Origin of the sequence: Arhodomonas sp. AD133 (assembly GCF_051195215.1) — a bacterium.
In the GTDB taxonomy this organism is placed as follows: Bacteria; Pseudomonadota; Gammaproteobacteria; order Nitrococcales; family Nitrococcaceae; genus Arhodomonas.
On the sequence record NZ_JBNAZM010000008.1, the window covers coordinates 118,567 to 141,864 of the forward strand.

Consider the following 23,298-nt stretch of genomic DNA (forward strand, 5'->3'; position numbering starts at 1 on the left):
GTCGTCGGTGATTGTCCATACTGGATACAGGTACACCGTCGGAGCGAACGATGCCCATCACGCGACGTCGCCTACTGCTCGCCGGCGTTGCCGCACTGGCGGCACCGGCGCTCCTGCGGCAGACACTACCCACGGTGCGGGCGGCAGGTGGAGACGGAACCTTCCCGTTGTCACTGGATGAGCGCGCGTGGCGTGAACGGCTCACGGCGGAGGAATATGCCATCCTCCGCGAGGCCGGCACAGAGCCCCGCGGCTCCAGCGAGCTCCTCCACGAAAAACGCCCCGGTACCTATGTCTGCGCCGGTTGCGGGCAACCGTTGTTCGACTCCGCGACCAAGTACGACAGCGGCACCGGCTGGCCGAGCTTTTACGCGCCCATCGAGGGCAGCATCGGCACGCGCGAGGATCGCAGCCTGTTCTTCATGGTGCGCACCGAGGTGCACTGCAGCCGCTGTGGCGGTCACCTGGGCCATGTGTTCGAGGACGGCCCCGAGCCGACAGGGCTTCGCTACTGCATCAACGGCCTGGCGCTCGATTTCCGCCCTCGCGCACAGGCGTGACCCGCCGCGGCAACCAGGAGCATCGACATGCCCGCTGACACGCTCGCCGTAACCGGCCGCTGCCTGGCCCTGGCTTTCATACTCGCGCTCGCCGGCCCTGTCCTTGCTGCCGGGGGCAAGCCGGCGGCACCGCCGCCCGGAGACGGTCTCGCCGTCGCGACCTTCGCGGGTGGATGTTTCTGGTGCATGGAGCCGCCGTACGACAAGATCGACGGGGTCAAGCGCACGGTCTCGGGCTACACCGGCGGCAGCGTGGAGCGGCCGACGTACGAGGCGGTCAGCGCCAGCGGCACCGGCCACTACGAAGCGGTGCGCGTGATCTACGATCCGGGGCAGGTCGACTACGAACGCCTGCTGCATATCTACTGGCGCAACGTGGATCCTTTCGACGCCGGCGGGCAGTTCTGCGACCGCGGCCCCTCCTACCGTACCGCCATTTTCACCCACGACGAGCGGCAGCGACGCCTTGCTGAACAAACACGCACGGAGCTGGCGGAACGCTTCGGCAAAGAGATTGCGACGGTGATCGAACCGGCCGAACGATTCTACCCGGCAGAGGACTATCACCAGGACTACTACCGCAAGAACCCGCTTCGCTATAAGTTCTATCGCTTCACATGCGGGCGGGACGACCGCCTGGAAGAGGTATGGGGCGACGCGGCACGTCGCGGAGAAGTAACCAGCGGCGCATCGAAAAATTGAATTGAGTCACAAAATAGAATCGAAACGATTGGCACTATCCCGAACCTGACGCAGGGGAAGCGACCAACCGACAACCAACCCGGAGCAGGGAATGCCCGCCAGAGGAGGATCCCCGGTAATGCGCACGGAGCTGCGCGGCTTCGCCGCTTTCGCCCTCGCCTTCCTGACCGCGACCGCCCACGCGGATTTCTCCGACGGGGAGATACGCATTGGCGTGCTCACCGATCTCTCCGGACTGTCCCGGCGGGATGCGGGTCAACGCAGCGTCATTGCCGCGGAAATCGCGGCCGATCGCTTTGCCGACGGGCGCGCCGGCGCACCGGTGAAAATCATCGAGGTGGACCACGGCAGCGACGCGGAGCAAGCCCTCACCGGTGCCCGGCGCCTGGTCGAGGAGCACCACGTGGACATGATCACCGACCTGGTGCGCTCCAACACCGCCATACCGGTGCAGCAGTACGCCACGGAACAGGGCGTCGTCGTAATGCCCACCGGCGCCGGCGCCTCCTCGCTGCACGGCGAGCACTGCTCGCCACTCGCCTTCCACTGGGGCTTCGACGGCTACGCCCTCGCCAATGCCGTGGCCTCGGCAGTCACCGAGGACGGCGGCGATGAATGGTACTTCGTCACCGCCGACTACGCCTTCGGCCAGGCAATCGAGAAGGCAGCCAGCCAGCTCGCCGAGCAGGCCGGCGCACAGGTACTCGGCCACGCGCGTTACCCCTACAAGGCGACGAATCTCACCGAGCCGCTCACCCGTGCCGCCGAATCCGGCGCCTCGGTAATCGCGCTGGCCAGCGGCGGCGAGGACACCCGGCGGGCGATCCGCCAGGGCTACGAGCTGGGCCTGCCCAACGGTGACCGCCGCTTCGCCGCACTGCTGGCATTCGTCACGGACATCCGCCGCCTGGAGCTCTACGTGGCCGAGGGACTGCAACTCGCCACGCCGTTCTACTGGAACTATGACGGCACCAGCCGCGCTTTCGCCCGGCAGGTTCACGAGCGCTCCGGCGCCATGCCCACCATGATTCATGCCGGCACCTATTCCGCCACCCTCAACTACCTGCGTGCCGTCGCCGAGGCGGGTACCGACGATGCCTCGACCGTAGCCGAAACGTTGCGGCAGATGCCCATCGAGGATGCCTTCGCACGCAATGGTCACATCCGCGAGGACGGACTGATGGTGCACGACTTCTTCCTCATGGAAGCGAAGCCGGCCACCGAAAGCGAAGGCGCTTGGGATTACTACCGCACGGTCGCCAGAATCGAGGGCGAACGCATTCACGCGCCGCCGGACGGCAGCTGCGGCATGCGGTAATCCGAAGAGGCGCTCGGGTGCGATCAGCCGTACTCGAGCGTCATCGCGTTCGCGGCACAGAACGATTCCAGATCATCGATCAGTGACTCTGCCACTGTCAGCCGTATGGTAACCCCGTCGCCATAGTCCACGGCCTCGATCACCGCGTCGTGGGTATCCACCCAGTGGCGAACGGCCTGCTCGCGGGCGAAATCCACTTGCAGCACGACCGTCGAGCGCGGCACGTGCCGCTCAACCGGCAACGCCGCGAGCACCCGCTCGGTGGCCCCCGCGTAGGCGCGCACCAACCCGCCTGCTCCCAGCTTCACGCCGCCGAAGTAACGCACCACGACCACCACGACATCCGCCAGGCCCTTGTGCTGAATGACGTTGAGAATGGGCTTGCCGGCGGTACCGGAAGGTTCGCCGTCGTCGCTCATCGCTGCACTGGCAGCGCCGGCGGGATTGCCGATGAAGTACGCCCAGCAATGATGACGCGCATCCGGGAACTCGCCGCGTAATCGCTCCACCACGGCCATCGCGGCCTCCCGGGTCGTCACCCGCTCGGCATGGGCGATGAAGCGGCTCATCTTGACCTCGAGCTCCGCGCGCTGCGAGCCGGCGGGCACCATCGGCGCCTGTTGAGTCATCGTTTCCATGGCCTCGCTGTTCGTGGTGACGGTGTTACCGGGAGCCATCAGCCTATCATCGTGCTAGGAGGCCAAGCCTGCCACGGAGAGCCGGGGCGCGCGGGACTACTATCGCACCATCGCCCGAATCGACGGAGTGGCGATCCATGCGGCACCGAACAGGAACTGCGACACGCAGTAACGCCAGCCGGTCGCCTTCCGACCGGCGGCGCCCATTCGGCGAAAGGCCGGTGACGCATGCGCTTGGCCCGATTGCCCGCTTTCCGGATAATAGCTTGCCCGATGATCGCGCGAGAGGCTCAGGCACATGCAGTCACAGGAAAAGGCGTTCCCCGTCTCCTGGGATCAACTCCACCGCGACGCGCGCGCCCTCGCCTGGCGTCTGTCCGGCCAGGGGCAGTGGCGGGCGTTGGTGTGCGTCACCCGTGGCGGGCTCGTTCCCTCGGCCATCGTGGCCCGGGAGCTCGGCATCCGCATGATCGAGACGGTGTGCGTCGCCTCGTATCACGACTACCAGACCCAGGGTGACCTGCAGGTGCTCAAGCGCGTCAGCGACGCGGTTGTCGACGTCGGCGAGGGCCACGGCGACCAGGTGCTCATCGTCGACGACCTGGTGGATACCGGCAAGACCGCCCGGCTCGTCCGTGACATGCTGCCGAAGGCGCACTTCGCCACCGTCTACGCCAAGCCCCAGGGCTGCGAGGTCGTGGATACGTTCGTCACCGAAGTCTCGCAGGATACCTGGATCTACTTTCCGTGGGACATGGGCCTGCAATTCGTACCGCCGCTGCACGACGGCCGCAGCTAGCACGGCATCATCCCCATGGGCATCCCGTTCGCGCCTACGCTGCGGCGTTGGCTACGCAGCATCCGCCGGCCAGCGGCACGTGCCTCCACGCTGACAGCGCTGGACGACGATCTGCGCGCGGCGCTCCTGGAGCTGCTCGAGGGTGCATCGCTGCCCCCGGCCTGCGAACGCGATCGCGACATCCTCGCCCACGATCTGCGCACGGCTGCCACGGCCACGGATGCGGCCCCTCTCGTCCGGCGCATCACCGAGCTCGTGGTCACGGCCAACGAGCGCGAAACGCAGACACTCGAACGCGGCCTGGTGACCTACGCCCGGCAACTGACCGCCCTGGACGCCCATCTGCGCGCCGAGGACGCGAGCCGTGCCGATGTCGCCACGGAACAGACCACGCTCGAACAGCAGGTTCACGAACGTGTACGCGACATCCGCCGTGCGGTCCGCGGTGAGATCGGCGCCGACAACGAGGGCAGCGGCCCGCGTGTCGTCGAATCCCACCTGGCCCGCATCGTCGGTCAGCTGCGCTCGTTCTCGGCGCGCCAGAACGAGCGCCTGCAGTCCGCGGAGGCCGAGGCGCGCGAGCTTCGGGAGCGCCTGCGCGAAGCCGAGGCCGAGACGACGCGGCTGCGCCGCAGCGTCATGGAGCACAAGAGCCGGGCCGCAGTGGACGGCCTCACCGGAATCCCCAACCGCCAGGCCTACGACGAGCGCTTCGACACGGAGCTCGCCCGACGCGACCGCCACAGCCTGGACCTCGCACTCGTGGTCACCGACATTGACCACTTCAAGCGCATCAATGACCAGCATGGACACATGGCCGGTGATCGCGTGCTCGGCGGCGTGGCCGCGACCCTGCGTGAGAATGTCCGTGCCAGTGACTTCATCGCCCGCTATGGCGGCGAGGAATTCGTCGTGCTGCTGCCGGAGACCGCCGGCGACGGTGGCCGCGAAGTCGCCGAGAAGCTCCGCCGGGCCGTGCGTGAGCAGGCGTACGAAGTGACACCGGGAGAACCGGTGCAGGTCACACTGTCCGCCGGCGTCACCGAGGTGCAGAGCGGCGACACGCGGACCACCGCCTTCGAGCGCGCCGATCAGGCGCTCTACGACGCCAAGCGCGCGGGCCGCGACCGCGTCATGGTTCGGCTGCGCTGATCAGCTGCCCGCCCCACTGCCAAGCGATCGCCCACATCGTTATCGCCACCAGCGCATTGAGCAGGCGCCAGGACGCCGGCCGCGCGAAGCACGGCGCGAGCAACCGCCCGCCAGCAGCCAGTATCGTGAACCACAGCAGTGAGCCCGTGATCCCGCCGGCGGCGAAGGACAGCCGCTCGCCCACCGGATAGGCCGCTGCAGCGCTGCCGATGAGCACGAACGTGTCCATGTACATATGCGGGTTGAGCAGGCTCACCGCCAGCGTCCCCGCCACCGCCGCACGCGGGCCGGCGGCGAGGAATTCAGTGGGCATCAGCGCCTGTGGCCGAACCGCGGCCCAGAACGCACGCAACCCATACCCCAGGAGAAACGCCACCCCGGCGGCCATCAACAGATCCGCCCACAAGCCACCGGCGGCTACCACCGCGCCGCCACTCAAAACGCCAAGGCTGATCATGAGCACGTCGATCGCGACGCACACTCCGGCAATCAGCCAGATGTGCACGTTGCCCACCGCGTGGGCGAGCACATAGGCATTCTGTGCCCCTACCGCGACGATCAGCGTCGCCGTCAGCGCCATTCCGTTGAACCACGGCCCCGTTTCCACCACTGCCATCTCCCGACGAACCGATCACGGGAGCCGATCGTAGAGAGCCTGCATGGAGAAGTGAAACTGATTATATTAAAGTGTAATCAGTTACGTTTATGATATGTGCCCGTGATCGATCCACGCCAGCTACAGGCCCTCGCCGAAGTCGCCGCGCAGACGAGCTTCGAACGCGCCGCCCGGCGGCTGCACCTCACGCAGTCCGCGATATCACAACGGATTCGGGCCCTGGAGGCACAGGTCGGGCAGCCGCTGCTCGTGCGCCAGCGTCCGGTGCGTCCGACCGCCGCCGGCGCGCGGCTGCTGCGCTACCACCGTCAGGTCGAGCGCCTCACGCAACATGTTCTGGGGGATCTCGCCCTCGGCGAGACCGGGGTGGGCAGCGTCGCCCTGGGCGTCAACGCCGACAGCCTCGCCACCTGGCTGCCCGATGCCCTGGACAACCTGCTTGCCGGCCAGCACATGCGCGTCGAGCTCCATGTCGACGACCAGGATGTGACCCACCATCTGCTGCGCGAGGGCCGGGTCATCGGCTGCATCAGCGCCCATGCCGAGACCGTGCAGTCCTGCGACCGGGTGCCGCTGGGCATCATGGACTACGTGGCCGTTGCCGCCCCCGACTACGTGCAGCGGGTGTTTCCCGACGGGGTTACGACGGAGGCATTGCGAACCACCATGGCGCTCGACTTCAACGGCAAGGATGCGTTGCAGAGCACGTTCGCAGCACGCCACGGGCTCGATCCGGGCCAGCTGCAGCGTCACCAGGTTCCGTCGTCGGAAGGCTTTCTCGAGTTGATCCGTCGCGGGCATGGGTGGGGAATGGCGCCGGCGATTCAGGTGGCGGGGGACCTGCAGGCAGGTCGGTTGGTGACCATTGCGCCGGACGACGTGCTCTCGGTGCCGCTCTACTGGCACGTCTGGAACATCACGACCCCGGTCATCCGCGAGCTCACCGAGGCATTGCGGCAGGCGGCAGCCACCGCCCTGCATCCGCTGAAGGACGACTGAGCGGGAACTCGCCGGGGCCCGGCAAGCCCCGCACCAGCCGTTCAGTCGACGACCTCGACCCGGATCTCGTCTCCGTCACGCACCGACGCGAGCACCCTGGCGTCCTCTTCGAGCCGGCCAAGGCGGTTGCACGGTGCCACCAGTCTACTCTCGTCGCCCTGGGAGATAGGGGTACGGCCGTAGGGCAACGCCAGCGCCCCGCCCTCGACCCAGAAGCACACCTCGCCCGGATCGACCACCTGCTGTGCATCATCGCGGACATCCTGCTCCACCGGCAGGGAGAAGTACACCTCTTCACCCCAGGTCTGCGCGGTGCTCATGGACGGCAGTGCATCCGCCAGGGCGCGGCTCTCGGCACTGTCATCCAGCGTGGCGATGGCGGACCCCGCCGGCCAGCTCAGACGAATACGGTAGCTCATCCTCGTCCTCCATCTGTCGTCATGGAAACATTTTCCGTTTCCGTCATGCACGTACGATGCGCAGTTGATTGGTCGTGCCGCGCACCCCGAATGGCAGGCCGGCGGTCATCACGAGCGCATCACCCCCTTCAGCGATGCCGGTGTCCCGTGCCGCGCGCGCGGCACACTCTGCCGCGGCCTCACTGTCAGCGGCATCCGGCACCACCCGCGAGATCACGCCCCAGGCCAACGCGATCCGGCGAGCGGTGGCAATACTGGGCGTGAGGCTGAGAATGGGCCGCACCGGACGTTCCCGGGCGACGCGCAGAGTGGTGAAGCCGGATTCTGTCCAGGTGACGCAGCAGGCCGTCGGCAAAATCTGGGCAATCCGTCTCACCGCGCAGCAAATGGCATCCGCGTCGGTAGCACCGGGCTGCGGGTGGCCGGCATCGAGGCTGCCGCGGAACTGCTCGTCCGCCTCCACGCGCTCGATGATGCGCGCCATCATTTCCACGGACCCCACCGGATAATCGCCGGCAGCGGTCTCCCCCGAGAGCATGACGGCATCGACGCCCTCGTAGACGGCATTGGCCACATCCGAGGCCTCGGCGCGCGTCGGCCGCGGCGCGCCCATCATGGAATCCAGCATCTGGGTGGCGACGATCACAGGCTTGCCCGCGGCCCGGCTACGCCGAACGATCTGCCGCTGGGCGACCGGGACGTCCTCCGGCGGAATCTCCACACCCAGGTCACCGCGGGCAATCATGATCGCGTCCGCGGCGTCGACGATCGCTTCCAGATGCGTCAATGCCGACGGCTTCTCCAGCTTGGCCACGAGACCGGCGCGATCGCCGACGAGCTCGCGCAGCATGTGCAGGTCCTCGGGGCGCTGGACGAACGACAGTGCTACCCAGTCCACGCCCTGCTCCAGGCCGAAGGCGAGATCGTCGCGATCCTTGTCCGTCAGCGCCGGAATCGGCAACGCCACGTCGGGCAGATTCACGCCCTTGCGGTCGGCGATGCGGCCGTCGGTATCGGCACGCACGACCGCGACCTCGCCCGCGACGGACTCCACGTGCAGGGTCAGGCGGCCATCGTCGATGAGCACGCGGGCGCCGGGTTCCAGCGCCGCGAAGGCGTCGCCGATGGGCAGCGGAATACGGCCGTCTTCCCGCGGTCCCTGACCGCAGACAAGTTCCAGACGTTCGCCTGCGGTGACGAACACCTCCCCGCCCGGAAAATCACCGAGACGGATCTTGGGGCCACAGAGGTCCTGCAGCAGGGTCAACGGCCGCCCGAGCTCCTCCTCCAGGCCACGCAGGGTACGCACGACAGCGGCGTGGTCGGCGTGACTGCCGTGACTCATGTTCATCCGGAAAACGCTCGTACCGGCCTCCACCAGGCGGCGCAGCGTTGCCGCATCCCGGGAAGCCGGTCCAATGGTGGCGACGATGCGGGTACGCTGATCCGCCGGACACGCGTAAGGCCCGGCCTGCTCGCCCGACTGCTCCATCTTCGCCACCTCCGCGTTGCTCGGATACCTCGCCGGAATACTAGCCATCCCCAATCAGCGAGGTCAATATTTTTGGAATATATTTCCATTAAACGGCATGAGAACACACACGAGCACGAAGGCCCCCGCAGCTCGGTCAAGACGAACGAGAAGGCCTGCCACCAGGACAACAGCCTGCACACCTCGACGGTACTCCCGTCCTTACTGCCCTTTTCGCCAAGTATTGCCCTCGGCGCTCGTCAGCGCGTCCGTGTCGCTTGGACAGCCCCTGGTGCGATCCGCCGTAATGGGCTTGCGACACCCCAGTCATCCGCTTCGATGGTCAGGGACGCGCTGTCGCGCAGCTAACCGGGGAGGATCGCCGTAGATACTCCGTTGTCGGTCTAGCGCTGTGCATGAACATCGCTGAACAGTCGCCGCCGGTCGGCGAGCGCACAGCGCTGGCCGACACTACCAGCGCTACGCTCCGCGCACGCCAACCGATCGTATACGGAGGCGGCGCCGGCAGTGCCCCCCACGCACCAACGTCGGGCACCGCCGGAGGCGGTCCCCGACCTACCGCTGTCGTCCAACTAACCGGGGAGAATCGCCGTAGGTCGGCGAGCGCGGAGCGCTGGCCGACATTACCAGCGCTACGCTCCGCGCACGCTAACCGATCGCGTACGGAGGCCGCGCCGGCAGTGCCCCCCACGCACCAACGTCGGGCACCGCCGGAGGCGGTCCCCGACCTACCGCTGTCGTCCAACTAACCGGGGAGAATCGCCGTAGGTCGGCGAGCGCACAGCGCTGGCCGACATTACCAGCGCTACGCTCCGCGCACGCTAACCGATCGCGTACGGAGGCCGCGCCGGCAGTGGCCCCCCAAGCACCAACGTCGGGCACCGCCGGAGGCAGTCCCCGACCTACCGCTGTCGTCCAACTAACCGGGGAGAATCGCCGTAGGTCGGCGAGCGCGGAGCGCTGGCCGACGTTCCAGCGCAAACCGTCGTGCGAGCATTCCCGCTTCCTGGTGTGTCCTGGTGGTTTGTCACCACACGCGGGGGGCACGGCGTGGCCGCGCCCCGGTGGAGGGGGATTCAGCGGGTGAGGGTCAGGGGCTCGGGCAGATCGATCTCGTCGCAGTTGTGGCCGGGGCCGCCGCGGTCGACGACCAGGAAATCCGACGTCGCCTCCAGCGACAGCAGCGGGTGGTGCCACACGCCGGCGTGATAGTTCACCCCCTGGTCGCCGCGGACGTAGAACGCCCGCACATCGGCCGGGTCCACCGTCTCGCCCCTCGGCGCCACCACGACCAGGTACGGGCGCCCGCTCAGTGGCACGAACGCCTGACTGCCCAGGGGGTGGCGCTCGAGCATTTTGATCGCGAGCGGCGGCGCGAACGCCTGACCGCGAAAAATGCTGATCAGCGGCCGCGGGTCTTCTCCCAACAGCTCAATGCGCGCCAGGTCATGAAAACGCGTGGTGGAGCCGTTGTTGATGGGGAACGACTCCGCGGCTTCGTCGGCCGCGATCACATCGCCGAACGGCGCGAACGCCTCACGGGTGAGTGGTTGAGTCTCGAGTTCCAGCATCGATTCCTCCCGTTACCGTCACCGTCCGCGATAGGCCGGTGAGGCATTGAGCGGCATATGCCGGTTGACGTCCTTGTAGAGAAGGTAGCGGAAAGGCTCCGGTCCACCGGCATAGCAGGCTTGCGGGCAGAAGGCACGCAGCCACATGAAATCGCCGGCCTCCACTTCCACCCAGTCCTGGTTGAGGTGATAGACGCCTTTGCCCTGGAGCACGTAGAGGCCGTGTTCCATCACGTGGGTCTCGTCGAAGGGAATCACCGCCCCCGGCTGGAAGGTGACGATATTGACGTGCATGTCGTGGCGCATGTCTTCCTGGTCCACGAAACGGGTCGTCACCCAGCGGTTCTCGGTATCGGGCATCGGATCCGGCTCGACATCGTTCTCGTTGACGACGAAGGCCTCCGGCACATCGATACCATCCACGAACTCGTAGGCCTTGCGGATCCAGTGAAAGCGCACGGGCGCATCGGAGTCGTTGCGCACCCGCCAGTCACTGCCCGGGGGGATGAAGGCATAGCCGCCCGGTGCCATGACATGACGCTGACCGGCGATAGTCAGCGACAGCTCGCCTTCCACCACGAACACAACCCCCTCGGCGCCACTATCGAGCTCCGGCCTGTCGCTGCCGCCGCCGGGAGAGACCTCCATGATGTACTGCGAAAACGTCTCCGCGAAGCCGGACAACGGCCGGGCAAGCACCCACAGCCGCGTGTTCTCCCAGAACGGCAGCCTGCTCGCCACGATATCGCGCAGCACACCCTTGGGGATGAACGCGTACGCCTCGGTGAACACCGCGCGATCGGAGAGCAGCTGTTGCTGGGGCGGCAGGCCGCCCGTCGGGGCGTAGTAGGATCGGTTGGTCATGAGGTCTCCTCGAATGAACGTTATGCGCTCGGGCGGCGAGCGGCGCCATGGCGATCCGGGCATCGGCGGGCGGGCGACGGCCCGCACGGCGATGCCCGGATTCCGGCGACGCCGCGCCTGCCGCTACGCGGAATGGTGCTCGCGCCAGTGCCGGGCGATGTCCACGCGGCGGGCCACCCAGACCCGGTCGTGCGCCTCCACGTGGTCCAGGAATCGCTGTAGCGCGCGGAAACGGCCCGGACGTCCCACCAGCCGGCAGTGCAGGCCGACGGTCATCATCTTCGGCGTCTCCTCCCCTTCGGCATAGAGCACATCGAAGGCATCGCGGAGATAGCGGAAGAACTGCTCGCCGTCGCTGAAACCGGTGGGCGAGGCGAAGCGCATATCGTTGTTGTCCAGGGTGTAGGGCACTATGAGCTGGCGGTGGGTCTGGCCGCCGCCGATGTCCACGTCGTGCCAGAACGGCAGATCGTCCCCGTAGTAGTCGGAGTCGTACAGGAAACCGCCCTCCTCGGCGACCAGCCGCCGTGTATTCGGGCTGTCCCTCCCGGTATACCAGCCCAGCGGGCGCTTGCCGGTGAGTTCCGCCTGAATCTGTATGGCACGGGCCATGTGCTCGCGCTCGGTGGTCTCGTCCACGTTCTGGTAGTGAATCCAGCGCAGCCCGTGGCAGGCAATCTCGTGACCGAGCTCGGTGAATGCCGCAGTCGCCTCGGGATTGCGCTGCAGCGCCATGGCCACGCCGAAGACAGTCAACGGCAGTCCACGCCGCTCGAACTCGCGCAGCACCCGCCACACACCCGCACGGGAGCCGTACTCGTAAATGGACTCCATGCTCATGTGGCGATCGGGATAGGGCTCGGCGCCGAAGATCTCGGAGAGGAACGTCTCTGCGTGAGAATCGCCGTGGAGGACGCAATTCTCGCCACCCTCCTCGTAATTGAGCACGAACTGCACTGCCACCCGTGCATTGCCCGGCCAGTTGGCGTGCGGTGGCCGCCCCGCGTAACCAACCATGTCGCGGGGGTAGGACTTCTCGCTCATGAATCTCCTCCGTGGATAGATTGGATTTCGGTCAGGCCGACCACCCGGCATAGCGCCCGATGAAAGCTTTCGGCAACGGCAGTGCCAGGTCCCCGTGTTTACTGGTGCCGAGTCCGGCGCCGGCGAGCGCGCCGGCAAACCGCACCGCCACGTTGACGCCGTCGATCACGGGCACGCCCAGCTCGTCACCGATGCGACCGGCAAGATCCGCCATGCCGGCACAGCCGAGGACAATGGCTCCAGCGCGGTCCTCGTCGCGGGCACGGCGGCACTCCTCCACGATACGTCGCTCGGCGTGGGAGCCGGTCTCCTCCAAGGCGAGCACCGGCACTTCAGCAGCACGGATGCGTGCGCAGTGATCGGACATGCCGTACTCGCGCACGAGTCGCTCGGCGATCACCACAGTGCGCTCCAGCGTGGTCACCACGGAGAAACGCGTCGCGATCATGCTCGCGGCGTGCATCGCCGCTTCGGCGATCCCCAGAACCGGTCCGTGAGCCAGCTCGCGGGCGGCATGCAGCCCGGGATCGCCAAAGCAGGCGATCACGTGGGCATCACACCCTGTGGCAACACCTCGCTCGATTTCCTCGAGCAGACCGGGCACCGCCATGGCCTCGTCGAAGTGGCCCTCGATGGAAACGGGCCCGTGCTCCGGACAAGAGGCTTCGATCTCGATGCCGGGCGCCGCAGCGGTGCGCGCTGCCGCCGCGATCTTGGCGGTCATCGGGGCGCTGGTGTTCGGATTGACAATCTGGATCTTCATTGCGTGGCTCCCAGGGCCGTGTTCGGGCCCTATCTGTCAGCCAGCGGCACCGCTGCGTCTCCTGCTGCTCTGCCCGAAGATGGCTTCGAAGTCGGGGGTTTCCTCGCTCCCCACCTCGAAACTCAGACTCCGCTCGATTTCACTGAGATGATGCTCCATCCATCGCGCGGCGGCGTCGGCTTCGCCGGCCTCGATCAGGTCGAGCAACTCGCCGTGATCGCCACAGTCACACCCCACCGACACACGCGAGCCGTATACAGCGATGATCAGCGACGAGCGCGAGGCGAGCTGAGCGAGGAAATCGGTAATCGCCCCGTTGCCCGCCACATCCACGAGCTGGGTGTGAAAGGCGGCGGAGAGATGGATCGCACGGCTTTGCTCACCTTCCGCCTGCGCCCGGCGCTCCTCGCCGACGAGCTCACGCAGAGGGCGCAACACGGCACGGTCGGCCCGCATGACGACATCGCGCATGCTCGCCGCCTCCACCATTCGTCGGGCCGCGAACACGTCCCTCGCCTCCTGCGCAGTGGGACGTGCCACGTGCGCACCGCGATGCGGACGAATGGTCACCAGCCGCTCCAGCGCAAGCCGCTGAAGGACCTTGCGGATACCGGTACGGCTGATACCGAAAACCTCGGCGAGCGCGTCCTCCGGGAGTCGTGCCCCCGGCAGCAGACGATGCTCGACGATCGCCTCGACGATGTTCCGGTAGATCGTCTCGTCCCGCGAGAGGTTGTCGTCCTGGACCCCGTTCACCGTGCTGAAAAGATGAAAGCTGCGGTCCTCAGCCATACCGGCCTCCATGCGCGCCTGCGCTCACCACAATAGATGTCGACACCAATGTATACATTATCGAGCTGTCTGAGGCCAGAGTAAATCATCCTTGGGCTGCTTGACAGATCGTACACAACGGTCTTAAATCGCAATCGTATACAACACACCGTCAATATAGCACTTGCCAGCGGCAAAGCAATCACCGTTATTCACCCATCCACGACGTGGTCGGCGCATGAAGACATCCAGCAACTTGCGGATATACAGAGAATAAAACAGGAGAGCCATCCATGTCCTTACCCGGGGATTGCATGGAAACAACCGACATTTTGTATACAACAACAAATCCAAGCGGCGTGGCCACCGCTACCCGATCCTGAGTCGTATACAACCAGGTATAGACAGGAGGAGACCAGACGATGTCTGAAGCCACACAACGCTCGCAGCCCAGCGAGCGCCTCTACAACGAGGACCTCGCACCCGCCCACCAGACGTGGAACTGGTACAACATCTTCGCCTTCTGGATGTCCGACGTGCACAGCGTCGGCGGCTACGTGTTCGCCGCGAGTCTTTTCGCGCTCGGTCTAGCCGGCTGGCAGGTCCTGCTCTCACTGCTGGTGGGCATCTGCATCGTGCAGCTCTTCGCCAACCTCATCGCGCGCCCCAGCCAGAAAGCCGGAGTCCCTTTCCCGGTGGTCTGCCGGCTGTCGTTCGGCGTCTTCGGCGCCAACGTGCCGGCCATCATCCGCGGTCTGATCGCAGTGGTCTGGTACGGGATTCAGACGTACCTCGCCTCCGCGGCACTGTCGGTAGTGCTGCTACGCTTCTTCCCGACGATGGAACCGCTCGCGGGCATGTACTTCGTGGGTCTGTCGTATCTCGGCTGGGTGTCGTTCGGCATCATGTGGATACTGCAGGCGTTCGTTTTCTGGCACGGCATGGAGGCGATCAAGCGCTTCATCGACTGGGCCGGCCCGGCCGTGTACCTGGTGATGTTCCTGCTCGCCGGCTGGATCGTCTGGGAAGCCGGCTGGGAGAACGTGAGCTTCACCCTCGGCAGCAAGGATCTCGACGGCTGGGATGCCGCCTGGCAGATGGTGGTCGCCATCGCACTGGTTGCGGGTTACTTCGCCGGCCCGACGCTGAACTTCGGTGACTTCTCCCGCTACTGCCGCACCGAGAACGACGTGCGTCGCGGCAACTTCTGGGGCCTGCCGGTCAATTTCCTGCTGTTCTCCGTGGTCACCGTGATCACCGTCTCCGGCACGATTCCGGTGTTCGGCGAGATGATCCAGGATCCCATCGAGACGGTCTCCCGCATCGACAACACCATGGCTGCGGTGCTCGGCGCGTTCACCTTCGTTACCGCCACCATCGGCATCAACATCGTCGCCAACTTCGTCTCGCCGGCGTTCGACTTCGCCAACGTCAATCCGCAGAAGATCAGCTGGCGTGCCGGCGGCATGATCGCCGCCGTGGGCTCGGTGTTCATCACGCCCTGGAACCTGTTCAATAACCCGGAGGTCATCCACTACACGGTGGACGTGCTCGCCGGCGTGATCGGACCGCTCTACGGCATCGTGCTGGTGGACTACTACTTCACCAAGCGCCAGCAGATCGACGAGGAGGCACTGTTCTCCGACGAGCCCGGCCGCCGCTACTGGTACGACAATGGCTGGAACTGGATGGCGGTGAAGGTCACCGCGGTCTCCACGGCGGTGGCGCTGGCCATCAACTTCGCCCCCGGCCTCGGCGACCTCAAGAACTTCTCGCTGTTCATCGGCGGTGCGGTGGCCGCCGGCCTCTACGCCCACTTCTCGCGGGCGGAAGCCGCCCAGAGCGTGCGCAACGAGGCTGCCCCTGCCACCGAGGAGAGTGCGGGCCCGGCCACCCTGGAACCCCGGCCCAGCGTGGACTGAAGGATTGCCACGGGCTTCCTGTCACCGGCGGCCGCCTTTGCGGCCGCCGGTGTGGCGATTCACGCCGTCGCCCGGCGCACCAATAGCGCCAGCACGATGCAGGTCCAGCCGTTGAGCAGCATTTCCACGGCGATGAAAAAGCCGATCACCCACAACCCTGACAGGGGCCACTCCAACACGACCATCGCTCCGAGGGCGACGGCGGCGAGACCGCCCACCAGCGTTACGCCCCAGCCCGGAGAGTCCCTGTGCTCCAACGCGGAAATCACCCTGAGCCCGCCTACACCGATTATCACGGCGGCAAGAACGAGCGTCAGCCATTCGGAGGCCACGACCGGGTCGCCTATCACCACGCTGCCGGCGACGGCATACAGAACCCCGGTTCCCACGGCCAGCACCACCCCACTACGGCCCCGGGCCGTGACCGCCTGAGCGAACCGGGCCCCCGCGCCGATCACCAGCAGAAACCCGAACGCGAGCACGCTCGCCAGGGTCATGAAGAAAGTCATGCCCAGGCCGATCGTCCCGAGCACCACCATGAGCGCCCCCAGCAGAAGCAACCATCCCCAGCTCTCCTCGAGCGGGCCGAAAAGCCGCTCGACGAAACGGGCGCCGCGCGTGGCTCGCCGCAAACGCATGCCTGCCTCGTTCGCGCTTACCGGCCATTAGTCTTGCCACATCTCGGCGTGCCTGTCAGCGGCAGTGACAAGGCGAAAGACCGGATTTGTAATGCCGGTATTCTAGCCTTATTGCTACGTCAGATTTCGTAGAAATGCCGCCGCGCGCTCTATCGCCTCGCTGAGGTTCTCCGGTTCGGTGAGGCCACTGCGCTTGCGTGGTTTGAATCCGTGGTCACCGTCGGCCAGCCAGGCCACCTGAATCCGGCCGGAGAGGTCATAGCCGGCGACCTCGTCGGGCCGGCCGAACGGATCGCGCTCGCCCTGCAGGATGAGCGTCGGCGTCGTGATGCCGGCAAGATGCGCCACACGGGGACGATGCGGTTTGCCCGGTGGGTGAAACGGGTAACCAAGCACGAGCAACCCGGCCACGTCGAGCTCATCGGCCACCAACGAGGCCATACGTCCACCCATGGATTTCCCCCCGATAGCGACCGCACCCGAGTGCCGGGCCCGCACGGCGGCAACCGTTTCACGCCAGTGATCCAGCAGCACTGCCTCGCGATCGGGCGGTCGCTTGCGTCCCTCCGCACGGCTGCGGCGCATGTAGGGAAACTCGAAACGGACCACTCGGTATCCGGCCTCGCCCAGCCCCTCGGCAATCCTCTGCATGAACGGGGTATCCATGGCCGCACCGGCACCATGGGCCAGGATCAGGCAGAGCGCGGCATCGGCGGGCCCGTTCTCGATCCAGTCACTCATGCACGCTCCTTCATTCCCCAAGGTCCGTGATGTCCATCGTGTGCCGTATAAGCCAGTCCTGTCGCATACGAAGCCGCATTTCTCGTAGAAGCGCACTGCGCGGGTGTTGTCCACGGACACGTTGAGCTCGACGCCGGTGACGGCAGCCTCCGGCCACTGCTGCAGCGGTGCCTCGGCCAGCGCCTGTGCATCGGCAGCGTCGCGGCCACCCAGGCACAGCCCTACCGGCATGGCCCTTGTTTCGGCGACGAGCATGACGACCCCGGGCGTATTGCGCCAGCGTTCGAAGAATGCCGGGATAGCGGACGTCGTCAGAAAGCCCGCTGTGGCCCCCGTTCAGCGCCGGACGGCCCCGCCAGGGCAAAGGTCGCCGCCCCCAACGCTGCCAACGCCGGCAGGCCGTCGCGCTTCGCGGTCCGAACCGTCAGGGCCGGAACCGCACTTTGATTGGCGTCATCCATGACCTGGTCCCCGCGTCCCGATCAGTCAGGAGACCAGTCCGTGACGCTCATGCCACTGCGCCAGGGACTCGTCCGGGTATTCGTCGAAGCTGCGATCACCGTCCCGAATATCCGGCTCGACCCAAGCAGCCTTCGAGCCCAGCATCAGATGAACCCGCTCAGGGGGAACTGGCAACGGTGTATCGATCGCGGAGGCGAACGGGTGAACCAGCTCCGGCCAGCGCGGATCCCAGACCCACAGTGCCGAACCGCAATTGCCGCAGAAGCGGCGTTCCCCCGGGCTGAGCGTTTCCGACCCGGCAGCATCCCGAAGCCGCGCGCGATAGACCCGCACCGACTCGCGCCCGGAGACCTCCAACGTGTCCGCAACACCACCCAGGTTGATGGCGTAGCCACCGCCACCGGCGGTCTTTCGGCAGATACTGCAGTAGCAGCGATTGAACGGATACGGGTGCGGCGACTCCACACTGAAGTGCACGGCGCCGCAGTGACAGGACCCTTCCAGCTGCATGGCGACCTCCGTCTACGACATGTCGCGGTGACTGCGTGACGCCCGACGCGTTCAGTCCACGCAACCGGCACCCCGGGCCAACGACCGGGTCAGCATCACTATCCCGTTGGTGCGGGCGCGAGAATCATCCCCTCCATGATCTCCACAGCGTAGCCACCGACACGGACACCGCGAATGTCGTCGTCATCGCCGAGCACCTCGACGTAGGCCCGCCCGGGGCGGCCCATCCAGTGCCCCTGCTCGGCGACGAAGCGCGGCTCGCGGATCAGGCCGTAGCGCCACAGGTAGGCCGCCATACCGCCGGTGGCGGAGCCGGTGAACGGATCCTCGGGCAGATCCGGCGGCACACCGAAATGCCGGGAGAAGACGTCGCCTTCGGGCGTCACCCCTTCCTGGACGAACAGATGGGGGCTGAAGAAGCCACCGAACTCACGCAGCCGCGAATACGCTTCGAGCTGAATGCGGGCACGTTCGAGGGCATTGTGATTCACCAGCGGCACCATGAGCTGCGGCGTGCCGGTGCTGACGGTCTGCACGGGCACATCGGGCAACAGATCCTCCACCGACAGGCCGAGGGCGGCGGCCACCTCGGCAGGGTCATGGCGGTCATAGAACTCGGCACGCGGCTGTGTCATGGTGATCAGCGGATGACCGTCGCCGGAGCCGGTCACCTCCACCTCTATGACACCGGCGGGCAGCTCCAGGGTCAGGCGCTGAAAATCGCCCTCGCGACGCAACCGGCCAGTGGAAAGCAACCCGTATACCGTTGCGATAGTGGGGTGGCCGGCCATGGGAATCTCTCCGGCAGGCGTGAAATACCGGGCCCGATGATCCGCTACCTCGGAGTCCATCACGAATGCCGTCTCGGAGAGATTCATCTCCCTCGCAATCGCCTGCATGGCCGCCTCATCGAGGGCGTCGGCGTCGAAGACGACAGCACAGGGATTCCCGCCGTAGGCGGTGGTTGTGAATGCATCCACCTGAATGATGGGCAGTGCTTGCATGCTTGAGTCCTTGCTCGTTGTGAACGCAGGCGTCGACACGATCCGTGCTGCCCACGCCGCAAACCTCGACCTTACTAACCTTTCCTCGGGTATTGCCATGCCCCGGAACCATTGCGCGACCGTCTCCCGTACCGGCAGGTGCAGCACGCCAACCGCGGGAACAGCACCATCCGGCGAGCCGCAACGAGGTCATGCGACGACCACCGGAATGAAGCTGCCGCCGGGCGATTGACGGTCCCGTCAATTGACGATCCCGTCAGAAGGGCTCGACCCAGGGCCGCAGATCGAGCTCGTGCGTCCAGGCATTGCGGGGCTGACAATGTAGCTGCCAGTAGCTCTCAGCAATCGCCTCGGGCTCGAGCAGGGAATCCGGGCCGCGATCCCGGGCGATTTCGGCATAGCGTTCCGAGCGAATCTGACCGTCAATAATCACATGGGCCACGTGCACACCTTCGGGGCCGAGCTCGCGGGCCATGGTCTGAGCCAGCGCACGCAGTCCGAACTTCGGCACCGCGAGGTTCGCGAAGCCGGCGCCACCACGCAGCGACGCCGTCGCCCCGGTGAACAGCAGCGTTCCGGCACCTCGGGGCGCCATCCGGTGCGCGGCCTCGCGGCCGATCAGGAATCCCCCAAGGCATCCCACCCGCCAGCAACGCTCGAAGTCGCTGGATGCAATCCCGCGAATGCGCCCGGGCTCGAACGTACCGGCATTGAACACCACCAGCCGGACCGGCCCGAGCTCCGCCTCGACGGCATCGAACAACGCCACCACCTGGGCCTCGTCACTGGCGTCACACGCATAAGGCAACGCTTCCACCCCGTAGCCGGCCACTTCGTCGGCCAGCTCGCCGAGACGCTCGACCCGGCGCGCCGCCATCGCCACGTCGAGCCCGCCGGCGGCAAACCGTCGCACCAGCGAGGCCCCCAGACCGGTTCCAACCCCTACCACCACCGCACTGCCGTCACTCATGATGTCCTCCGACATTCGTACGGTTCACGCCATGTCGTGACAAACCGCTTCGATGTTATGTCCGTCCGGGTCGAATACGTACGCCCGGTAGTCAACCGGGTGATACGCCGTACGCACGCCCGGTGCGCCATTGTCCCGTGCTCCGACGGCAAGCGCAGCGGCATGAAACGCGTCCACGGCCGCACGACTCGGAGCGGCGAACGCGATATGCAGTGGTCGTTGCGGCTGCTCGGCGGCACAGAACCAGAACGCCGGCACATCATCTCGACCAAACCCGTGCCAGCCGTTGAGCTCCGCGACAAGCTCGATACCCAACGGCGCAAGCACAGCCGTGTAGAACGCGCGGCTGCGTTGCGCGTCGCTGACCCGGATGCTGAGGTGGTCGAGAAACATCGCCCTAACCCGCGTGCGCCTGGACCAGCACCCGAAACCTGCACTCGATTGGGGCATCCCCCGTGCCTGAGAGTCTAGCAGCCGCCCAACTCGACGCCGGTGGCAACGGTCACGGGCATCGCACCACCGGTAGGCACGCGCGTGGAACGCCGGATATACGCGCATTGCGGATGAGCGCGAACCGGTCTCGGCAATAGCGGGCGGAGGCGGCATGAAATGCCGCCCCCTCGAGAGAAGGAGGGAGAGACGCCGGGGCCGCACGGCGGCCCGGCGCCGGCCAGGCTGTGCGGACTCAGGCGTCGCCCGCGCCGAGCACCGCGCGCCGGCGCTGCCGGCCGAAGTCCATCATGCGCCCGAGGGAGACACGCGCACGCTCGGCAACGTCCTCGGCAACGAATACTTCGTTATCCATTCGCTCCAGCGCACTCGCCAGATTGCGCAACCCGTTCATGGCCATCCACGGGCAATGAGCACAGCTCTGGCAAGTGGCACTGCGGCCGGCCGTGGGGGCCTCCAGCAGTTCCTTGTCCGGCGCGGCTTCGCGCATCTTGTGGAAGATGCCGTTGTCGGTCGCGACGATGAAACGCGAGGCATCCGACGCCACCACGGCCTTGAGCAGCTGCGAGGTGGATCCCACCACATCCGCCTGCTCGACCACGGACCGGGGCGATTCCGGGTGCACCAGCACCTGCGCATCGGGATAGGCCGCACGCAGACCGTCGAGCTCAATCCCCTTGAACTCCTCATGGACGATGCAGGCACCATCCCACAGGAGCATGTCGGCACCGGTTTCACGCTGAATGTAGTCACCCAGGTGGCGGTCCGGCCCCCACAGGATCTTCTCGCCACGGGCGTGCAGATGGCGGATGACGTCCACGGCGATACTGGAGGTCACCACCCAGTCCGCACGCGCCTTCACCGCCGCGCTGGTATTGGCGTAGACGACGACGGTCCGGTCCGGATGCTGGTCGCAGAACGCCGCGAACTCCTCGGGCGGACAGCCTTCGTCCAGGGAACAGGTCGCCTCCAGCTCCGGCATGATCACCCGCTTCTCGGGCGTTAGGATCTTGGCCGTCTCGCCCATGAAGCGAACACCGGCGACCACCAACGTGCTGGCCTCGTGGTCGGCACCAAAGCGCGCCATATCGAGCGAGTCGGAGACATGGCCGCCGGTTTCGTCGGCGAGCTCCTGGATCTCCGGTGCGGTGTAGTAATGAGCCACCAACACGGCGTCGCGCTCGCGCAGCAGCTGCCGGATACGGGCCTTGAGCTGGTCGGCCTCGCCCCTGCCAAGCGACTCCGCGGCGGTGAACGCCTCCTCGCGGAAGTGTCGAATCGGCGCTTCGGCCCGAACCCCTTGCGCAGTACTCATCGCTCATCCTCCGAACGCCGGTGCGCCACCGGCGCCGTCATTTGATGATCTCCACCCTGCCCGGCGTCTTGCGCCGGTAGAGCCTCGCCGGACGGTGACTACCCGCCCGGTAGGTCGCTTCCGTGGGCTCGATGCACTCCATTGCCCGAACCCGCTTGCGGAAATTCCGCTTGTCCAGCGGCTCCCCGCGAATGATCTCGTAGACCGACTGCAAGTGACTCAACGTAAAACGCTCCGGCATGAGCTGCAGCGCGATAGTCGAGTACTCCAGCTTCGCGGCCAGGCGCCCACGCGCCATGGCCACGATCTCCGCATGGTCGAAGGCCAGCCCCGGCAGAATATCCACCGGATGCCATCCGCCGTCCGGCTCGTCGCGCTCCCCCCCGATCTCCGTCCAGGGAACCAGCGCGAAATAACCCACCGTGACGACCCGCCCACGTGGGTCCCGATCCGGTCGACCGAACGTATAGAGCTGCTCGAGATAGACGCCCTCCATGCCGGTCTTCTCACGCAGCACGCGAGTCGCGCCGTCGTCCGGGTCCTCGCCCTCGCCCAACAGGCCGCCGGGCAGTGCCCAGCAACCGGCGAACGGCTCATCCGGGCGCCGGACCAGACGCACAGTCAGAGCCTCGTCGCGCACGCTGAAGATCACCACATCCGTGGAGACGCCCCACACCGTGCCAGCCCCGTCCGTACTCTCGTCACGCACTCCGACATGCCTCCAACCGTTCAGACCGCAACTTAGTGTCAAATCGACACTATGTCAATTGCATGACGACGGTTCAGACCAGCAACCCCGACAGCTTAGCGAGTGAAGGTATAGGCTGGATTATTGAAATAAGCGTTGGATTATTGAAGCGTTACTCTGGACCGTCGCCGTACGCGAAATCTGGGGCACTACTCGGGCATACCCGCCCTACTTTTCGAACAGACAAGCTGTGACGTGCCTCACCGGAGGATTGCCCTACCAAACAAGACCTTACAAGACCCCGCGTGCCGCATGCGATGCGCCGAATCGGACGGAAACGAGCACCCAATCCCCGCTTGCAAGCAAGTTTCCACCGCTCAAAGCCGGCTCCACCCCCTGCCGAGCCCGGGATGCAGCCATCAGACACGCCTGTGTCGCCTGAACCTCGCTTGTCTCCGCAATACGGCCTTCCTGCGGGTCCCCGGACTGCGGCCCCTCCCCCTGAGGTACCCTGACGCGTTAGCTGCCGCTGTCGAATGGTCCGGAAAGGAAGAATTAGCGCGGGGAGCGTAAACCCGAGGTACCTACACTCACGATGCAAGGGGTAAGCTAAGTACCTACCGCCGTCCCACCGATGCTTGTCACGCTCGAACCTGTTACCTGACACACAAGGGGAGATGAACCGCCCCCGCTGATGAGTCAGGGCGTCCCCACGCCACAAGCGGCAGGAAGCGCCCGAGTCGGACGGCCACTTGCGTAGAACCGGGGGCTGTCCCCGTTTCCCTGTACAGGTCTGTCGCGTCCGGAAACCTAGGACCAACCACAACCTCTTGGTCGTTGTGGTTAGTAGCCCACAAGATGTAGCAACAAATTTGACCCACAGTAAATAC

The 23,298-nt window shown here is 66.0% G+C and carries 24 protein-coding genes; 7 read left to right on the forward strand and 17 right to left on the reverse strand.

The window, feature by feature from the left end:
• The first annotated feature begins 50 nt into the window (after nucleotides 1-50).
• From msrB to ACPEES_RS07345, 3 genes are all read left to right on the forward strand, one after another.
• Nucleotides 51-560, forward strand: a complete 510-nt coding sequence (gene msrB / locus ACPEES_RS07335) for a peptide-methionine (R)-S-oxide reductase MsrB (protein WP_435102591.1) — start codon at nucleotides 51-53, stop codon at nucleotides 558-560.
• A 27-nt stretch (nucleotides 561-587) separates the two neighbouring features.
• Nucleotides 588-1,262: a peptide-methionine (S)-S-oxide reductase MsrA gene (msrA, locus tag ACPEES_RS07340; RefSeq protein WP_435102593.1), complete on the forward strand. Its 675-nt coding sequence runs from the start codon at nucleotides 588-590 to the stop codon at nucleotides 1,260-1,262.
• Between the two features lie 118 nt (nucleotides 1,263-1,380).
• Nucleotides 1,381-2,580: an ABC transporter substrate-binding protein gene (locus ACPEES_RS07345; RefSeq protein ID WP_435102595.1), complete on the forward strand. Its 1,200-nt coding sequence runs from the start codon at nucleotides 1,381-1,383 to the stop codon at nucleotides 2,578-2,580.
• Between the two features lie 23 nt (nucleotides 2,581-2,603).
• On the opposite strand, the gene ACPEES_RS07350 is transcribed toward ACPEES_RS07345, so the two are convergent.
• On the reverse strand, nucleotides 2,604-3,257 hold the full coding sequence (locus ACPEES_RS07350) for a YigZ family protein (RefSeq protein WP_435102597.1): 654 nt from the start codon (nucleotides 3,255-3,257) through the stop codon (nucleotides 2,604-2,606).
• A 259-nt stretch (nucleotides 3,258-3,516) separates the two neighbouring features.
• Between ACPEES_RS07350 and gpt the strand changes: the two genes are divergently transcribed.
• Together gpt and ACPEES_RS07360 are read left to right on the forward strand one after the other, a co-directional pair.
• Complete coding sequence (gene gpt / locus ACPEES_RS07355) at nucleotides 3,517-4,017, forward strand: xanthine phosphoribosyltransferase (protein WP_435102599.1); 501 nt, start codon at nucleotides 3,517-3,519, stop codon at nucleotides 4,015-4,017.
• A gap of 15 nt (nucleotides 4,018-4,032) precedes the next feature.
• A complete protein-coding gene (locus tag ACPEES_RS07360) occupies nucleotides 4,033-5,169 on the forward strand; it encodes a GGDEF domain-containing protein (RefSeq protein WP_435102601.1) in 1,137 nt (378 codons plus the stop codon).
• Here ACPEES_RS07360 and ACPEES_RS07365 read toward each other — a convergent pair.
• Nucleotides 5,150-5,779: a LysE/ArgO family amino acid transporter gene (locus tag ACPEES_RS07365; protein ID WP_435102603.1), complete on the reverse strand. Its 630-nt coding sequence runs from the start codon at nucleotides 5,777-5,779 to the stop codon at nucleotides 5,150-5,152. The two genes, ACPEES_RS07360 and ACPEES_RS07365, sit on opposite strands and share 20 nt — an antisense overlap.
• 108 nt (nucleotides 5,780-5,887) lie before the next feature.
• Here ACPEES_RS07365 and ACPEES_RS07370 point away from each other — a divergent pair, with 108 nt between their 5' ends.
• Nucleotides 5,888-6,784 (forward strand): LysR family transcriptional regulator ArgP, encoded by an 897-nt coding sequence (locus ACPEES_RS07370; protein ID WP_435102605.1) that lies wholly within the window; start codon nucleotides 5,888-5,890, stop codon nucleotides 6,782-6,784.
• A gap of 41 nt (nucleotides 6,785-6,825) precedes the next feature.
• Here ACPEES_RS07370 and ACPEES_RS07375 read toward each other — a convergent pair whose 3' ends face one another.
• The 7 genes from ACPEES_RS07375 to ACPEES_RS07405 all read right to left on the reverse strand — a co-directional run bounded on the left by ACPEES_RS07375 (nucleotide 6,826) and on the right by ACPEES_RS07405 (nucleotide 13,729).
• Nucleotides 6,826-7,203 carry a cyclophilin-like fold protein gene (locus ACPEES_RS07375; RefSeq protein ID WP_435102607.1) on the reverse strand — a complete coding sequence of 126 codons (378 nt, stop codon included), beginning with the start codon at nucleotides 7,201-7,203 and terminating at the stop codon, nucleotides 6,826-6,828.
• A 43-nt stretch (nucleotides 7,204-7,246) separates the two neighbouring features.
• Nucleotides 7,247-8,695 carry a pyruvate kinase gene (pyk, locus tag ACPEES_RS07380; RefSeq protein ID WP_435102609.1) on the reverse strand — a complete coding sequence of 483 codons (1,449 nt, stop codon included), beginning with the start codon at nucleotides 8,693-8,695 and terminating at the stop codon, nucleotides 7,247-7,249.
• Between the two features lie 1,076 nt (nucleotides 8,696-9,771).
• Nucleotides 9,772-10,266 (reverse strand): ureidoglycolate lyase, encoded by a 495-nt coding sequence (locus tag ACPEES_RS07385; protein WP_435102611.1) that lies wholly within the window; start codon nucleotides 10,264-10,266, stop codon nucleotides 9,772-9,774.
• An 18-nt stretch (nucleotides 10,267-10,284) separates the two neighbouring features.
• Entirely contained in the window at nucleotides 10,285-11,130 is an 846-nt protein-coding gene (locus ACPEES_RS07390) for a bifunctional allantoicase/(S)-ureidoglycine aminohydrolase (protein WP_435102613.1), read from the reverse strand.
• A gap of 123 nt (nucleotides 11,131-11,253) precedes the next feature.
• The gene (gene puuE, locus ACPEES_RS07395) at nucleotides 11,254-12,174 is read right to left on the reverse strand and encodes an allantoinase PuuE (protein WP_435102615.1); all 921 of its coding nucleotides are present in this window, start codon (nucleotides 12,172-12,174) and stop codon (nucleotides 11,254-11,256) included.
• A gap of 31 nt (nucleotides 12,175-12,205) precedes the next feature.
• Complete coding sequence (locus ACPEES_RS07400; RefSeq protein WP_435102617.1) at nucleotides 12,206-12,937, reverse strand: aspartate/glutamate racemase family protein; 732 nt, start codon at nucleotides 12,935-12,937, stop codon at nucleotides 12,206-12,208.
• A gap of 36 nt (nucleotides 12,938-12,973) precedes the next feature.
• Complete coding sequence (locus ACPEES_RS07405; RefSeq protein ID WP_435102619.1) at nucleotides 12,974-13,729, reverse strand: GntR family transcriptional regulator; 756 nt, start codon at nucleotides 13,727-13,729, stop codon at nucleotides 12,974-12,976.
• Between the two features lie 401 nt (nucleotides 13,730-14,130).
• On the opposite strand from ACPEES_RS07405, the gene ACPEES_RS07410 reads away from it, so the two are divergent.
• Entirely contained in the window at nucleotides 14,131-15,630 is a 1,500-nt protein-coding gene (locus ACPEES_RS07410; RefSeq protein ID WP_435102621.1) for an NCS1 family nucleobase:cation symporter-1, read from the forward strand.
• 59 nt (nucleotides 15,631-15,689) lie between these two features.
• Here ACPEES_RS07410 and ACPEES_RS07415 read toward each other — a convergent pair whose 3' ends face one another.
• The 8 genes from ACPEES_RS07415 to ACPEES_RS07450 form a co-directional block, all read right to left on the reverse strand.
• Nucleotides 15,690-16,268, reverse strand: a complete 579-nt coding sequence (locus ACPEES_RS07415) for an HdeD family acid-resistance protein (RefSeq protein WP_435102623.1) — start codon at nucleotides 16,266-16,268, stop codon at nucleotides 15,690-15,692.
• A 114-nt stretch (nucleotides 16,269-16,382) separates the two neighbouring features.
• Nucleotides 16,383-17,264: an alpha/beta family hydrolase gene (locus ACPEES_RS07420; protein ID WP_435102625.1), complete on the reverse strand. Its 882-nt coding sequence runs from the start codon at nucleotides 17,262-17,264 to the stop codon at nucleotides 16,383-16,385.
• A 231-nt stretch (nucleotides 17,265-17,495) separates the two neighbouring features.
• Nucleotides 17,496-17,981, reverse strand: a complete 486-nt coding sequence (locus tag ACPEES_RS07425; RefSeq protein WP_435102627.1) for a GFA family protein — start codon at nucleotides 17,979-17,981, stop codon at nucleotides 17,496-17,498.
• Between the two features lie 98 nt (nucleotides 17,982-18,079).
• Nucleotides 18,080-18,985 (reverse strand): PhzF family phenazine biosynthesis protein, encoded by a 906-nt coding sequence (locus tag ACPEES_RS07430; RefSeq protein ID WP_435102629.1) that lies wholly within the window; start codon nucleotides 18,983-18,985, stop codon nucleotides 18,080-18,082.
• 256 nt (nucleotides 18,986-19,241) lie between these two features.
• A complete protein-coding gene (locus ACPEES_RS07435) occupies nucleotides 19,242-19,955 on the reverse strand; it encodes an SDR family NAD(P)-dependent oxidoreductase (protein ID WP_435102631.1) in 714 nt (237 codons plus the stop codon).
• Nucleotides 19,956-19,979: 24 nt separating this feature from the next.
• Nucleotides 19,980-20,348, reverse strand: coding sequence for a VOC family protein (locus ACPEES_RS07440; protein ID WP_435102633.1), 369 nt, complete (start codon nucleotides 20,346-20,348; stop codon nucleotides 19,980-19,982).
• Nucleotides 20,349-20,640: 292 nt separating this feature from the next.
• Nucleotides 20,641-21,720, reverse strand: a complete 1,080-nt coding sequence (nadA, locus tag ACPEES_RS07445; protein WP_435102635.1) for a quinolinate synthase NadA — start codon at nucleotides 21,718-21,720, stop codon at nucleotides 20,641-20,643.
• A 37-nt stretch (nucleotides 21,721-21,757) separates the two neighbouring features.
• Nucleotides 21,758-22,429 (reverse strand): NUDIX hydrolase, encoded by a 672-nt coding sequence (locus ACPEES_RS07450; RefSeq protein WP_435102637.1) that lies wholly within the window; start codon nucleotides 22,427-22,429, stop codon nucleotides 21,758-21,760.
• Nucleotides 22,430-23,298 lie beyond the last annotated feature (869 nt).

Bases quoted from the DNA above. Each gene is read 5' to 3' on its own strand.
- msrB (WP_435102591.1), top strand. From the start codon at position 51: ATGCCCATCACGCGACGTCGCCTACTGCTCGCCGGCGTTGCCGCACTG.
- msrA (WP_435102593.1), top strand. From the start codon at position 588: ATGCCCGCTGACACGCTCGCCGTAACCGGCCGCTGCCTGGCCCTGGCT.
- ACPEES_RS07345 (WP_435102595.1), top strand. From the start codon at position 1,381: ATGCGCACGGAGCTGCGCGGCTTCGCCGCTTTCGCCCTCGCCTTCCTG.
- ACPEES_RS07350 (WP_435102597.1), bottom strand. From the start codon at position 3,257: ATGGCTCCCGGTAACACCGTCACCACGAACAGCGAGGCCATGGAAACG.
- gpt (WP_435102599.1), top strand. From the start codon at position 3,517: ATGCAGTCACAGGAAAAGGCGTTCCCCGTCTCCTGGGATCAACTCCAC.
- ACPEES_RS07360 (WP_435102601.1), top strand. From the start codon at position 4,033: ATGGGCATCCCGTTCGCGCCTACGCTGCGGCGTTGGCTACGCAGCATC.
- ACPEES_RS07375 (WP_435102607.1), bottom strand. From the start codon at position 7,203: ATGAGCTACCGTATTCGTCTGAGCTGGCCGGCGGGGTCCGCCATCGCC.
- pyk (WP_435102609.1), bottom strand. From the start codon at position 8,695: ATGGAGCAGTCGGGCGAGCAGGCCGGGCCTTACGCGTGTCCGGCGGAT.
- ACPEES_RS07385 (WP_435102611.1), bottom strand. From the start codon at position 10,266: ATGCTGGAACTCGAGACTCAACCACTCACCCGTGAGGCGTTCGCGCCG.
- ACPEES_RS07390 (WP_435102613.1), bottom strand. From the start codon at position 11,130: ATGACCAACCGATCCTACTACGCCCCGACGGGCGGCCTGCCGCCCCAG.
- puuE (WP_435102615.1), bottom strand. From the start codon at position 12,174: ATGAGCGAGAAGTCCTACCCCCGCGACATGGTTGGTTACGCGGGGCGG.
- ACPEES_RS07400 (WP_435102617.1), bottom strand. From the start codon at position 12,937: ATGAAGATCCAGATTGTCAATCCGAACACCAGCGCCCCGATGACCGCC.
- ACPEES_RS07405 (WP_435102619.1), bottom strand. From the start codon at position 13,729: ATGGCTGAGGACCGCAGCTTTCATCTTTTCAGCACGGTGAACGGGGTC.
- ACPEES_RS07410 (WP_435102621.1), top strand. From the start codon at position 14,131: ATGTCTGAAGCCACACAACGCTCGCAGCCCAGCGAGCGCCTCTACAAC.
- ACPEES_RS07415 (WP_435102623.1), bottom strand. From the start codon at position 16,268: ATGCGTTTGCGGCGAGCCACGCGCGGCGCCCGTTTCGTCGAGCGGCTT.
- ACPEES_RS07420 (WP_435102625.1), bottom strand. From the start codon at position 17,264: ATGCTCGTCGCCGAAACAAGGGCCATGCCGGTAGGGCTGTGCCTGGGT.
- ACPEES_RS07425 (WP_435102627.1), bottom strand. From the start codon at position 17,981: ATGCAGCTGGAAGGGTCCTGTCACTGCGGCGCCGTGCACTTCAGTGTG.
- ACPEES_RS07430 (WP_435102629.1), bottom strand. From the start codon at position 18,985: ATGCAAGCACTGCCCATCATTCAGGTGGATGCATTCACAACCACCGCC.
- ACPEES_RS07435 (WP_435102631.1), bottom strand. From the start codon at position 19,955: ATGAGTGACGGCAGTGCGGTGGTGGTAGGGGTTGGAACCGGTCTGGGG.
- ACPEES_RS07440 (WP_435102633.1), bottom strand. From the start codon at position 20,348: ATGTTTCTCGACCACCTCAGCATCCGGGTCAGCGACGCGCAACGCAGC.
- nadA (WP_435102635.1), bottom strand. From the start codon at position 21,720: ATGAGTACTGCGCAAGGGGTTCGGGCCGAAGCGCCGATTCGACACTTC.